Source organism: Catellatospora sp. KI3 (genome assembly GCF_029948125.1).
GTDB lineage: Bacteria > Actinomycetota > Actinomycetes > Mycobacteriales > Micromonosporaceae > Catellatospora.
On sequence record NZ_JASAMB010000010.1, the window covers coordinates 250,824 to 263,834 of the forward strand.

The following is a 13,011-nucleotide window of genomic DNA, read 5'->3' on the forward strand; positions in this document are numbered from 1 at the left end:
CCGGTCCGTGTGCCGCCAGGCGGAAAAGAGGTGGGGACGATGCTCTCGGTGGTGGAGTCGGGCAGGCAGGGCGTGTCCCTGGTCGCGGGACCGCAGCCGCAGGACGCGGCCGGACAGTCGTGGTGCTGGACTTCGGTGGCCGACAGTGACGGCGAGCCGCTCCGTGACGCGCTGGCCCGCCGCGACATCGGCAAGCTGTTCAACTTCCTGCGGGCGCGCGGGATGAGCGTCAACGCGCTCAGCCGGGCCACCGGCATGCAGGAGCACTCGGTGCGTGCGGTGTGCGGTGGCAAACGCACCGTCCAGCACTACGACGTGCTTGTCCGCATCGCCGAAGGATTGTGTATTCCACGGGACATGATGGGGCTCGGCCAACGCCAGCACCAGCACTGAGACACCGCTCGAATTACCGACTGTGACGATATCGCCGCCTTCTGCGGCTTGGCGTGACACGCGCTTTGCCGTAGCTTTCTCTGCACAGCAGACTGGGGCCGATGCGACAGAAACGGGGACGTGCGCAGTGGCTTTACAGGTAAGGAGGCCACACCGATGACGTCGTACACCGTCACCATCACGCCCGACGATCCAGCCATCGCCACGACTACGCTGCGTGTAGAGGTGAGCGACAGCTCGGCCGTCGTCACCGAGCTGCTGCTGCGCGCCGGCGCCGACGGGGGGCTGACCCCGGGCGGGCTGCCGGTGCTCGACCTCAACCAGCTGGTGCGGGCGGTGACGGCCGCGACCGGCGCCCCGCTGCCTCCCGCGGCCGCGAAGCCCGCCGCGCTTGCGTCCGGTCGCGACGGTGCGGCCGGTCTGGTGGGCGTAGCCAGGGCCGCCGCCCCGGTGGCCGCGCCCGGCGCGGCACCGGCGCGCCCCGCGGCCCCCGTCCGCACGGTCACGGCCGCGGCGCCCGCGAAGAAGGCGCCCGCCAAGCCCGTTCCGGTCCAGCGTCCGGTGGCGGGCAGGAGCGCGGCCGCCGCCGTGCCCAAGAGCGCTCCGGCCGCGCCGGCGTCGGCGCCCCGGCCCGTCACGCCCGCTGCCGAGCCGAAGATCGCGGCGGCGGCCGCCGACGGCGGTGTCCTGATGCCGGTGTTCTCCGCTCCGGCGGAGCCCGTGCCGCAGCTCAAGCCGGTGGAGAAGGCCGCACCGGCGGCTGCGGCCAAGGCCGCACCGGCGAAGGCGACCGCCACGAAGGCCGTACCCGCGAACGCGACCGTGACGAAGGCCGCCGCGAAGGCGGCCCCGGCCAAGGCGGGCGCGCGCAAGACCACGGCGGCCAAGGCGGCCGCCGGCAAGGCGGCCAAGCGCGGTGCGGTGAAGACCTCGGCGCGGGTGTACCGCCGGGTGCCCGACGACTTCGAGTCGGTGATGCGCCAGACCGGCGACAACGGGCCGGCCATCGCCGACCACTACAACGTCCCCAAGCACACCGCCTACGGCTGGCTGCGCACCGTACGCAACCGACCCGGCGCCTGACCGCCGCCTCCCGACAGGCCCGCTCCGCCCGCCACCGCGCGGGTCCGGGGCGGGCCTGCGCGCGTCAGGTGAAATCCACTCGGCCGCAGGACGCCGCGACCCTGTCGGACCGCGCCCCGCCACGACGATCATTCCGCTGCTCCGGGCGGGTGGAAGCAGCATTGCGCATGTTTCCGTATGGTGTCCTGAGAGGACTGTCCAGTATGGGGGGTCCACGTTAGACCCCCATGACAGTCTGGTGCCCCAGCGATTACAGTCGGCTCGCTTCATCGAAATGCCTGCGGGGCGGGCAGGCATCCACCAGTCGCGGGCAGCGTCGCCCGACGGTGGGTGAGACCTGGCTCGGGTGTGGGGTCGACAGAACGTTGGGGAGGCGGACCGCTATGCGCGGAATCGGCAAGGTCAGAGGCGGCACCACGTCGCACCGGGCACGACAGGCCCGGGGGGTGCGATGACGGGGCGCGCACTGGCACGCCGGACGCTGGGCGCCGGCTCGCTGTGGGTCTTCGCGGTCGGGGCGTCCTCGCCGCTGACCGTGCTCGTCGGTGGTGTCGTGGCGATGTACGCCCTCACCGGCGTGGTCGCGGTGCCGCTGTCGTTCGTGGTGATCGGAGTCGTGGTCGGGCTGCTGGCCGTCGGCTACGTCGCCATGGCCCGGCACGTGCCGCACGCGGCACCGTTCTACGCGCTGCTCGCGCGCGGTCTGAACCCGTCGGTGGGGGTCGCCGGCGCGGTCATCGCGCTCCTGGGCTACAACGCCATCCAGATCAGCCTGTACGGCCTGTGCGCCGTCACGCTGTCCGGCCTGGTCGGCGGCCCCTGGTGGGTGTGGGCCGCGGTCATCTGGGCCATCGTCGCGGTGCTGGGCCAACTGCGCGGCGTCACCAACGCCAAACTGCTCGGCACCCTGCTCACGGTCGAGCTCGCCATCATCGTCCTGTTCGACCTCGCCGCGCTGGCCAACCCGGCCGAGGGCCTGGACATGACGCCCTGGTCGCCCTCGCAGCTGGCCGTGCCCGGCATCGGTGGCGTGCTCGCGTTCGCGATGGCCGCCTTCGTGGGCGGCGAGACCGGACCCGCCTTCGGTGAGGAGGCCCGCGCCGACGGCGCGGTGGGCCGGGCCATGGCCGCCACGGTGGCTTTCCTCGGCCTGTTCTACGCCGTGTCGGCCTGGGCGTTCGCCGTGGCCGTCGGCCCGGACCACGTCGCCGACGCCGCCCGCGACCCCGACCAGGGCCCGCTGGGCGTGCTGGGCACCGTCTACGGCCCCGGCATCATCACCGTCGCGACCGTCCTGCTGGTCACCAGCGTCATCGCCGCCATGTCGGCGTTCCACGCCACCGTGGCCCGCTACGTCTTCGCGCTGGCCCGCGAGGGGGTGCTGCCGCCCGCGCTGGCCAAGCTCAGCGGCGGCGTACGCGGCGGCGCGCCGCTGGCCGGCTCGGCCGTGCAGTCGGTCGTGGCCGCGGTCGTGGTGACCGCGTTCGTCCTGGTCGGCGCCGACCCGATGGCCATCATGTTCACCTGGCTGTCCACCATCGGCGGTATGTCGGTGCTGGTGCTGCTGGTGCTGTCGGCGCTGTCGGCGCGGGCCTACTTCGCCCGCGGCGGCGGCTCGCGCGAGTCCGTCCTGGTGCGCACCGTCGCCCCGACGCTCGGCGCGGTGACCGGCTTCCTCGTCATCGTGTTCATGCTGTCCAACCTGGGCGCGCTGCTGGGCGTGTCAGAGGGCTCACGCTGGCCGTGGATCATCCCCGTGCTCATCGCCGGCGCCGGCGTGATCGGCCTGGCCTGGGGCGGCGGCATGCGCCGCAGCCGTCCGGGCGTCTACCAGCAGATCGGGCGGGGCACGCCGAACCCGCTCACCGTCGGCGACCACCGCCTCGAACCCCTGGAGCTGTGACATGGGACCGACCGCATACGGGCAGTCGCAGCCCGGCACCGGCAACCGACCGCAGGGCATGGACGAGCAGCCCGACCCTATCGGCGAGGCGTCCATGCTGGACCTGGCCCAGATGGCCGACCTGCGCCACCAGGCCGCGCAGCGGCTGCGCAAGATGAACGTCCTGCACGCCCGGCACGCGTGGGAGAAGCGCCGCTCGGACCCGCTGTCGCCGTACGCGCTGGCGTTCCTGTACAAGCAGGCCGACCCCTTCCGCCGGGACCGGCAGCTGCTCACCGCGTCGACGAAGATCTGGCTGGCCGGGCCGGAGGTCAGCAACCTGCCCCGGCTGCTGTTCGAGCTCAACCAGACCATCGCCGCGCAGCGCCCGCCCTACGACGTGCGCTTCGCGCTGGCCAACCGGCGCGACGACACGATGACCGACAAGGCCGTCTACGCCGGACTGGGCGTCAGCAGCCTGGACACCCACACCGGTACCTGGGACCAGGTCCGCTCGCAGGTCAACCGGGACTCCGACGTGCCGGGCAGCATCCGCGTGGTGATGACCGACGGCAGCGTGATGGTGGGGGAGCGGCGCGGCCTGGCCGAGTTCAACACCTTCCAGGTGCACTCCACGCACAGCCTCGAGGTCGCCCCCGGGCACCACCTGATGCAGTGGAGCCCGGTCGCCCTGGACAACCTGATCGCCGACGACTACCACGGCCAGATCGTGCGCTGGATGAACGAGCTGTCGACCACCCTGGCCTGGGCCGACAACCAGCGCATCGCGGCCGCGCAGGCCCGGGGCCGCAGGAGGGCCGGGTGACGGCCATCCCGGTCACACCGCTGCGACCGACGGCGCCGCCGCTGTCGGTCGCGGCCACCCTGCGGGACCTGACCGCCCGCCTCGCCCACTCCCGGCACTACGACATCGGCTTCCCCGGCGCCGTGGACCTGGTCTTCCCCGAACTGGCCGAGCTGATGACCGGCCACCTGCTCAACAACGTGGGCGACGCCTGGGGCGACCCGGGGCACGGCGTCAACCACACCAAGGAGCTGGAGCGCGAGGTCGTCACGACCATCGGCGGCCTGCTGCGGGCCCCGCGCGACTGCTGGGGGTACGTCACCGGCGGCGCCAGCGAGGGCACCGAGCACGCCCTGGACGAGGCCTGGCAGCGGTACCCCGACATCGTCGTCTACACCTCGGCGGCGGCGCACTACTCGGTCGCCAAGGCCGCCCGCAAGCTCAAGCTGCAGCTGGTCATCGTGCGCACCGACGTCACCGGCCGGATGGACGTCGCCGACCTGGCCGGGGAGCTGGCCCGGCGCCGCGAGCGCCCCGCCATGATCGTGGCGACCGCGGGCACCACCATGACCGAGGCGATCGACGACGTCGCCGCGATCCGGGAGGTCTGCGACGACCTGGCCATCATCCGGCGGCGCATCCACGTGGACGCGGCGCTGTCGGGGGTGCCGCTGGCGCTGCTGCCCGAGGACCAGCGGCCGGCGTTCGACTTCGCCGCCGGGGCGACGTCGATGGTCGTGTCCGGGCACAAGTTCCTGTCCACGCTGATGCCCTGCGGGGTGCTGGTGTACGCGCAGTCGCCCTACCGCAACGCGGACACGCGGGTGTCGTACACCGGCAGCGCGGACACCACGATCACCGGTTCCCGCTCCGGGCACACGCCGCTGATCCTGTGGACGGTGCTCAACCGGGTCGGCTTCGACGGGCTGCGCGAGCGGGCCGAGGCGTCGCGGCGGCTGGCCGACTACACCCACCAGGGGCTGTGCCGTCTGGGCTGGGACGCGCACCGCAACCCGCACGCGTTCACGGTCACCCTGCCCAGCCCGCCGTCGGGGCGGCTGGGCCGGTGGGTGCTGGCCGACGACGGGCGCCTGTCGCACGTCATCTGCATGCCCGGCGTGACCGTCGGGCAGATCGACGAGTTCCTCACCACCCTCGGCCACGGCCCGGGTCGGCGGCGGCTGCTGCGGTCCCGCGCGGCGGACGCCACGACGGCCGTGCTCAGTCCGGCGGTGTGAGGCGCGCCGGAGGCCGGTCCGGTCCGCAGCAGCCGCCGTACGCCGAGACGGGGCGGGGCGAGTGAGTTCGCCCCGCCCCTCGGAGCGGGTTTCGGCTGGTCATCTGCCCGGGTAATGCTCGGCATGGCCGATGGTAAGAAACTTCGCAAAGGCGACAAGGTGACCTGGCGGTCGCACGGCGAGACCGTCCACGGCACCGTCGAGGAGAAGATCACCAGGCGCACCCGGACCGCGGGCCGCACCGTCGACGCCGCACCCGACGACCCGCAGTACCGGGTACGCAGCGACAGGTCCGGCCGCGACGCGGTACACAAGCCCGGAGCGCTGAAGCATGAAGGCTGACCAGCGCGACGACGTCCGCCGCGAGTTCGCCGACGCCGTCAACATGACCGCGGGCGAGCTGGACCGGTGGCTGCACGGCGACGACTCCCGCGAAGTCGGCCAGAAGAAGGGCGGCGGCGGGGAGTCCACCGGGCACGCCTCCGGCCGACGCATCGTCGAGCTGCTGCGCCGGCGCAAGGACGACCTGACCGACGACGACCTGGCCCACATGCGCAAAGTCGTCGGCTACGTCCACCGCCACCTGGCCCAGCGCCCGAAGGGCGACATCGCCGACACCCCGTGGCGCTTCTCCCTCATGAACTGGGGCCACGACCCGCTGAAGTCCTGACCCGCCCCGCCGAGATCGCGCAAGTTGCCGGGCGGTCGGGCGTATCTCGACCACCTTTTCCCCCGATTGCCGGGCAACTTGAACGATCAACGGGCACGGACGCAACCACATTGGACCAAAAGCCGGAGTAGTCCGATCCGGTGAAGTTCACGTCCCCCTGGCGGGCCAAGCGGCCGAACATCCGGTTGCGGGCCACGGGGAACACGAGCAGACTCGCGTGCGTCGTCGCGTACGGGAGTCAACTGATGGCGCAGAGTTGGGCAGACCTGCCGCTGGGGCGGGTCATCCGCCTGCGCGACGCAGCCCTCGACGCCGTCGAGCTGTCGCTGCGGCCCCTGCCCGCAGCCGCTCCGGCCGTGGTCGTCTACCACCCGAGGCCCGCCCGCACCACCGCCGAGCAGGTCGGCGCCGTGCTCGCCGAACTCGACCGCGTCGCCGTCCAGCTCTTCCCCGCCTGGCTGCCCGCCGCCGAACCGCTCGACGGCCCCGCCGGAGCCGCGCTCGCCGCCGTACGCGCCCTGGCCGTGGAGCTCGCCGCCACCACCGGCCACTTCGGCCCGTTCCTGGCCGAGCTCGCCGAACGGGCACTGCGCGGCGGCGGCCCCGGCACGACCCGGTTCGCGCCCGAGGTGCGCGCGGCCGAACTGGCCAAGGTGCTGGCCGCCAGCTACGGCCGCGGCGGGGCCGCGATCGTCGTGGAGGTGCCCGCCGACCTGGACCAGCCCGCGCAGCGGGTGCTCGGCGCCGCCTGCGAGTGGCTGGCCGCCCACGGCGGCTTCGGCGTATGGCTCACCGGCGCGCCACTGCCCGCGGCGGAGCGGATCGAGACGGTCCGCTTCCCGCTGCCCGAACACGTCGCCGAGGTGGTCGCGCAGACCCCGGCGGCACCGGCTCCGGTGGCGCCCGCGGGCGCCGTGACGTACCCGCCGGTGGAGGGGCGGCCGGATCCGAACAGCACCGCCGAGAAGGCGCTGGAGGCGGCCCTGGCGAAGGCGGCCTGGGCGGTCGGGCGGATCTGGAACCGCAGGTTCGAGGCGTACCCGCACTACATCATCGACCTGCAGTGGCGGGCCGAGCGGTGCGCGGTGGAGATCGACGGCCCGGAGCACCGGGGGCCGCGCAAGTTCGAGAACGACCGCCGCCGGGACGTGCTGCTGCAGCTCGACGGCTTCGCGGTGCTGCGCTTCACCAACAACCAGGTCCTGACCGAGCTGGATCAGGTCCTGTCCCAGCTGGAACGGTACATCCGGAACAAACGCAACGACGCGCACAAGGAGTGAAGATGGCAGGCAAGACCCTCAAGCCCTCGCAGAAGGCCTTCCTCACGCTGCTGATGGCCGAGGCCCGGGAGGTCACCAACAGCGAGCTGACCGAGCGCTACGGCATCTCGCTGACCGGCGAGGACAGCCGCGCGCTGGTCGAGGCGAAGCTCGCCACCCGCCGCAAGGTCGGCCGAGGCCTCGCGCACGAGCTGACCGACGAGGGCTGGGCGCGGTGCCGGGAAGAGCTGACCGCCGAGTACGTCAAGGGCACCGGCCCCGCCGTCCCCGCCCTGCACGCGCTGTTCGGCGCACTCGACCGCTACGTCAAGCGGTCCGAGCTGAGCCTGCCGGAGCTGTTCACCGCCAGCCCGGCCCCGGTCGAGGCGCCCAAGCCGGAGAAGGCCGCCGCCAAGCCGCGGGCGGGCGGGAAGAAGGTGGACGTCGAGCAGCGCATCCGCACCGCGTACGCGAAGCTCGCCACCGCGCCGCAGGGCTGGGTCAGCCTGGCCGACCTGCGCGCGGCCCTGGCCGACGTCGACCGGGGCGCGGTCGACCAGGCGCTGATGACGATGGCCGTGCACCGGGACGTGGTGCTGGTTCCGGAGGAGAACCAGAAGAACATGAGCGCGGAGGACCGCGCCGCCGCTATCCACATCGGCGGTGAGGACAAGCACCTGCTCTCGATCGAGGCCGCATGAACGACGACGAGCGCCGGGCGCTGTCCGCGCTGAGGTTCGACGTCGCCCCGGTCCCCGACGACGTCTGGCGCAGCTCGCCCTTCCACGTCGAGGCGCTGCACGGCGAGGTCGCCCAGTACATCCTGGACGGCCTGCACGACGCCGAGCGCAGCGCGGACGGCAGCCCGATGGGGGTGGCCATGCAGGGGCAGGCCGGGTCGGGCAAGACCCACCTGCTCGGCTGGGTGCGCGAGCGGACGCAGGCCAAGGGCGGCTACTTCTTCCTGGTCGGCCTGCTCGACGGGGGCCACTTCTGGAAGAGCACCGCGCTGGCCTTCCTGGACGGCCTCTACCGGCCGCACCTGGAGCAGCGCAGCCAGCTGTCGGTGTTCCTGGACCGGATCTGCGGCCTGGCCGGGGTGGGCGAGCAGGCGCGCGCGGCCGTCGCCGGCAACGGCCTGCTGGAGCGCGGCCACGTGGACGAGTTCGTCAGCGCGCTGCGCCGCCACAACCAGCAGGTGGGCATGGCCTGCCACCACACGGCGCGGGCCCTGGTGCTGCTCGCGGCCGGGGACCCGGCCGCGCAGGACGTCGGCTACGCCTACCTGCAGTCGATGGAGGAGCTGGAGCAGGGCGAGCGGCACGCGTGGGGCATCCACCCGGATCCGAAGCTGCCGCAACTCGTGGTCCAGGAGATCTCCCAGTTGCTCGCGCTGACCGGGCCGTCGGTGGTCGCGGTGGACCAGCTCGACACGCTGATCGCCCAGGCGGTGACGAGCACCGCCGGCGACAGCGCCGCCGACGAGAGCCAGGACCAGGTCATGCTGGTCAACCGCATCGCGGACGGGCTGATGGCGCTGCGGCAGAGCACGCGCCGGACGCTGACCGTGCTGTCGTGCCTGCCCTCGACGTGGACGCTGATCCGGACCCAGGCCACCAAGTCGGTGGCGGACCGGTTCCGGGAGGTGGTGACGCTCAAGGGCATCGCCAGTGCCGACATCGCGCAGGACATCGTCGAGAAGCGGTTCGCGGTGCGGTTCGGCGAGATCGGGTACGTGCCCGAGTACCCCTCCTGGCCCGTACGCCCCGAGGTGTTCGCCCACGCCACGGTGATGACGCCGCGGCGTCTGATCAACACGATCAACGACCACGTCCAGTCCTGCCTGCGCCGGGGCGTCGTACGCGAGCTGGAGAGCCTGCTCGGTGACGGCGACCCGCCGCCGCAGGACCTGCCGCCGCGGCCGGTCCAGGACGGTGCGCTGCAGGAGCGGTTCGAGCAGCTCAAACGGGGCGCTGACATCTCCGGCGCGCTGCGCCCCGCCACCGAGGACCAGGTGGTGTACGAGCTGCTCACGGCCGGGCTGACGGCTTGGATCGAGGAGCAGGGGGCGTACGGGGAGCAGTTCAAGCTCGATCCGCCGCAGGGCGGGAAGGTGGCCCTGCACGCCCGGCTGCGCCGGATCCTGGACGAGAAGGTCGAGGACGAGCAGCACTGGTCGTTCCGCGCGATCTCGTCCGAGCAGCCCATCGCCGCGCTGGCGCGCATCCACGCGGCGCGTACCAGTGCGGGGCTCAGCCGCGGCATCACCAAGCGCAAGCTGTTCCTGCTGCGCGACGCCGACTGGAGCAAGGGTGCGAAGACCCGGGAGGCGATGCGGGCGTTCACCGAGGACGGCGGCACCTGGCTGCGGATGAACGAGGACGACCTGCGCACCTTCGCGGCGCTGCGGCAGCTGCTCGCCGAGCGGGACGCGGGCCTGTCCACCTGGCTGGTCTCGCAGCGCCCGGCCGGGCGCACCATGCTGCTGCGTACCGTGCTCGGCGAGGTGGGCGCCGAACTGGCCCAGGCCGAGCAGGCGGCCGCCGAGGCCGAGCAGACGGTGGCGGCCGAGGCCGAGACGCCGGTCGAAACGGTGGCGGCGCCGGACGTCGCGGGCGAGCCCGGCACCGAGATCGTGCTCGGGCACGGGTTCGAAGACGGCAGCCCGCTGCGGCTGCAGCTGGAGTGGCTGCGCAAGCACACCGTGATCTTCGCGGGCTCGGGTTCGGGCAAGACGGTGCTGATCCGGCGCCTGATCGAGGAGTGCGCGCTGCAGGGCGTCTCCACGATCGTGCTCGACCCCAACAACGACCTGTCCCGCCTCGGCGACGCGTGGCCGCAGCCGCCGTCGGGCTGGCGCGACGGGGACGCGGCCAGGGCGGCGGCCTACCACGACTCGGTCGAGGTCGTGGTGTGGACGCCGCGCTGGGAGGCCGGTCGGCCGCTGACGTTCCAGCCGCTGCCGGACTTCCAGGAGGTACGCGAGGACGCCGACGAGTTCCGGGCCGCCGTCGACTCGGCCGTGGCCAGCCTCGCCCCCCGGGCCAAGGCCGACGGTGCCACCGCCAAGTCGATCCGCAGCCAGGCGGTGCTGAAGGAGGCCGTCCGCTCGTTCGCGGTGCAGGGCGGCCGGGGGCTGCACCCGTTCATCGGCATGCTGTCGGCGCTGCCCGAAGGGGTCAGCCGGCTGGAGGAGGCGGAGAAGCTCGCCTTCGAGATGTCGCAGAACCTGACCGCCGCCACGGTCAACGATCCGCTGTTCGGCGGCGAGGGCGTCGCCGCCGACCCAGGGGTGCTGCTGACGCCGTCGCCGGGGCGGCGCGCCCGGGTGTCGGTGATCAGCTTCGTCGGCCTCACCTCCGACGAGCAGCGGCAGGGCTTCGTCAACCAGTTGCAGATGGCGCTGTTCGCCTGGATCAAGCGGCACCCGGCCGGCGACCGGCCGCTGGGCGGTCTGCTGGTGATGGACGAGGCGCAGACGCTGGCGCCGTCGGGCGGGGCGACCCCCTGTACGCAGAGCACGCTGGCGCTGGTGTCGCAGGCCCGCAAGTACGGCCTGGGCCTGGTCTTCGCGACCCAGGCGCCCAAGGGGCTGCACAACCAGATCCCCGGCAACGCGGCGACGCAGTTCTTCGGGCTGCTCAACGCGCCGGTGCAGATCGACGCGGCGCGGGAGATGGCCCGCGCCAAGGGCGCCGACGTCCCGGACATCTCGCGCCTGGGCACCGGCGAGTTCTACGCCTCGGGCGAGGGCTTCGCCTTCCGCAAGGTCCGCACCCCCCTCTGCCTAACCCACCACCCCAAGAGCCCCCTCACCACCGAGGAGGTCGTCGACCGCGCCCGCACCGGCCGCGCCTGACCGCCTTCTACCTGCAAGAACTCGATGGGCATCCGTACTGCGCGGATGCCCATCGGGCCGCAGGGCCGGTTGGCTATCGGACTGGAATGGGTTGGCGTTCGGCTGCGATCACCTCGACGATCTGATCGACGTCACGATCCACGCTGCGGTGCTCGAAACGCAGGTACTGCAGGTAGGCCAGCTCGGCGATATCATCAGGCAAGCGGTCGTGTTCCAGCCGAGGGGTACGGCTCAGTAGCACCGGAACCACACGAGCTGTGGCCACGAGGGCGCGCGATATCTCGGACCTCACCCAGTCGGTGCGGCTCGGGTCCTGCCCCTCGAGCCTGTCTACCCAGGTAGGCCCGATCAGCACCAGAACTGTGCGGCAGGAGCTGAGTGCTTGCCCGATGCGTTCTGCGTAGCTCTCGCCAGGCTGAATGGATCGGCTTGCCCTAAAGACCGCATGCGAACCGAAGGCGACACTCAGGCGATCGTCGAGCAGGGCTGCTGCGTACGCGTCATCGCCAGATCGGTAGCAAATGAAAACGTCATGCATGGTGCGAACTTTCGATGGTTTGCGCGGGGCGTCCGGCTGGGATGCTCACAAAACTGGAAACGGGATTCAAAGCGGCTGACAGTTCCGGCAGGAAACGCTGGACGGATGCTTCTCCGCTCCACCGATTGAGAACGCGTGTCAGTCTGCGAAGATCTCCCCGGATGGTTGCCGACTCCATCTCGGGAAACTGTACAAGAATCGGTTTGAGAACTTCATATGCCGCGTCGATCTCTCGGACCGTGGCCAGCGCCAGTGCCAGGCGGGCGCCGATCCGGGCGCGTGCCCTCGTGGCGCCTTTAGGAGTGGAGTCAAACAAGGGGGTCAAGACTTGCACGGCCTCCTGGCTGCGACCAAGATCATGAAGCGACCAGCCCTCGGCCAGCGCAACAGAGTTGGGAATCCTTGTCGGCCCTAGGACGGGTAGGTTCGACCTGTCATCGCTATCGCCGCTCAGCAGTACGGCTGCTCTGGAAATGCAGTCGCGAAAGGATGAGTAATCGTGGGCGAGGGCGTGCCCCTGGGCTTCACGCTGGACGGCCAGCCCCATCACCCTGCGACTGCATTCCATCGACTGCGCGGTTCGGGCAAAGGAGATGGTTCCATAAGCGTCTTGCTGGTATAGCGCTATGTTCGCCCGACGCACAAATGCATAGGCGATCATGTCGACGTCGTTGCCGGCGCGTGCACACCTGACCGCCTCGTCAGTCCAGCGCAGGGCTGCGGCATCGTCGCCTCTCTCTTGCTCCATCCATCCCAGGAACTCCGCGAAGCGAGCTGTCAGCAGCAAGGTGTCCCGCGCAGAAGCTGGATCGACTCTGCTGGACATCTGCAGCAGGATTCCGATGTGGGCGTGCAAGATGGGGATGATGGAGGAAGGGCTGAGCGTCTGTCCGAGTTGACGTAGATTGTCGAGCATCTCACGGAAAGCATGAAGAGAGTCACTCGCTCCATACGCGTCAATGGTCGTCGTTGCCGAGGTGGGAAGCGCCTCGGGAAGTTGCTGCCCCGTGACGACGGCTGATGGCTGTCCGGCCGGTTCCTGTTGGGATGCCTCCAGTAGCGCGGACAGGCTGCCGTTGGTTTGCAGGGCGGCGTCGCAGCTATGTGCGAGATCCCCGCTTGGGCTCCTCTGACCGGCTTCGACTCTGCTCAGGTAGCCCTTGCTGTAGTGAACTCGCCTGGCTAGCTCGCTCAAGCTGATGCCGGCTTCGAGCCTGAGTCGGCGGAGCTCGGTGCCGAACGATCGCCTCGCGGCGTTGCCGCCCTCCATTTGCCCGCCCTCTC

At 71.4% G+C, this 13,011-nt stretch carries 11 protein-coding genes and 1 pseudogene; 10 read left to right on the top strand and 2 right to left on the bottom strand.

What is annotated here, in order from left to right; genetic code table 11:
* Nucleotides 1-39 precede the first annotated feature (39 nt).
* From QEZ54_RS18515 to QEZ54_RS18560, 10 genes and pseudogenes are all read left to right on the top strand, one after another.
* Nucleotides 40-393 carry a helix-turn-helix transcriptional regulator gene (locus QEZ54_RS18515; protein WP_281305890.1) on the top strand — a complete coding sequence of 118 codons (354 nt, stop codon included), beginning with the start codon at nucleotides 40-42 and terminating at the stop codon, nucleotides 391-393.
* A 156-nt stretch (nucleotides 394-549) separates the two neighbouring features.
* Nucleotides 550-1,476: a hypothetical protein gene (locus QEZ54_RS18520; RefSeq protein WP_281305891.1), complete on the top strand. Its 927-nt coding sequence runs from the start codon at nucleotides 550-552 to the stop codon at nucleotides 1,474-1,476.
* A gap of 451 nt (nucleotides 1,477-1,927) precedes the next feature.
* A complete protein-coding gene (locus QEZ54_RS18525; RefSeq protein WP_281305892.1) occupies nucleotides 1,928-3,379 on the top strand; it encodes an APC family permease in 1,452 nt (483 codons plus the stop codon).
* A gap of 1 nt (nucleotide 3,380) precedes the next feature.
* Nucleotides 3,381-4,184, top strand: a complete 804-nt coding sequence (locus QEZ54_RS18530; RefSeq protein WP_281305893.1) for a hypothetical protein — start codon at nucleotides 3,381-3,383, stop codon at nucleotides 4,182-4,184.
* Nucleotides 4,181-5,401, top strand: coding sequence for a pyridoxal-dependent decarboxylase (locus tag QEZ54_RS18535; RefSeq protein ID WP_281305894.1), 1,221 nt, complete (start codon nucleotides 4,181-4,183; stop codon nucleotides 5,399-5,401). Before QEZ54_RS18530 ends, QEZ54_RS18535 begins: the two co-directional genes overlap by 4 nt.
* Before the next feature lie 123 nt (nucleotides 5,402-5,524).
* A complete protein-coding gene (locus QEZ54_RS18540) occupies nucleotides 5,525-5,743 on the top strand; it encodes a DUF2945 domain-containing protein (RefSeq protein WP_281305895.1) in 219 nt (72 codons plus the stop codon).
* Nucleotides 5,733-6,068, top strand: a pseudogene (locus tag QEZ54_RS18545) (DUF3140 domain-containing protein); the annotation flags it as partial. The gene QEZ54_RS18540 and the pseudogene QEZ54_RS18545, both read left to right, overlap by 11 nt.
* Nucleotides 6,069-6,316: 248 nt before the next feature.
* On the top strand, nucleotides 6,317-7,351 hold the full coding sequence (locus tag QEZ54_RS18550; RefSeq protein ID WP_281305897.1) for a DUF559 domain-containing protein: 1,035 nt from the start codon (nucleotides 6,317-6,319) through the stop codon (nucleotides 7,349-7,351).
* Between the two features lie 2 nt (nucleotides 7,352-7,353).
* Entirely contained in the window at nucleotides 7,354-8,031 is a 678-nt protein-coding gene (locus QEZ54_RS18555) for a hypothetical protein (RefSeq protein WP_281305898.1), read from the top strand.
* Complete coding sequence (locus QEZ54_RS18560; protein ID WP_281305899.1) at nucleotides 8,028-11,189, top strand: ATP-binding protein; 3,162 nt, start codon at nucleotides 8,028-8,030, stop codon at nucleotides 11,187-11,189. The genes QEZ54_RS18555 and QEZ54_RS18560 overlap by 4 nt, the downstream gene beginning before the upstream one ends.
* Before the next feature lie 73 nt (nucleotides 11,190-11,262).
* On the opposite strand, the gene QEZ54_RS18565 is transcribed toward QEZ54_RS18560, so the two are convergent.
* Nucleotides 11,263-11,727, bottom strand: a complete 465-nt coding sequence (locus tag QEZ54_RS18565) for a toll/interleukin-1 receptor domain-containing protein (RefSeq protein ID WP_281305900.1) — start codon at nucleotides 11,725-11,727, stop codon at nucleotides 11,263-11,265.
* Nucleotides 11,720-12,997 (bottom strand): helix-turn-helix transcriptional regulator, encoded by a 1,278-nt coding sequence (locus tag QEZ54_RS18570; protein WP_281305901.1) that lies wholly within the window; start codon nucleotides 12,995-12,997, stop codon nucleotides 11,720-11,722. The genes QEZ54_RS18565 and QEZ54_RS18570 overlap by 8 nt, the downstream gene beginning before the upstream one ends.
* Nucleotides 12,998-13,011 lie beyond the last annotated feature (14 nt).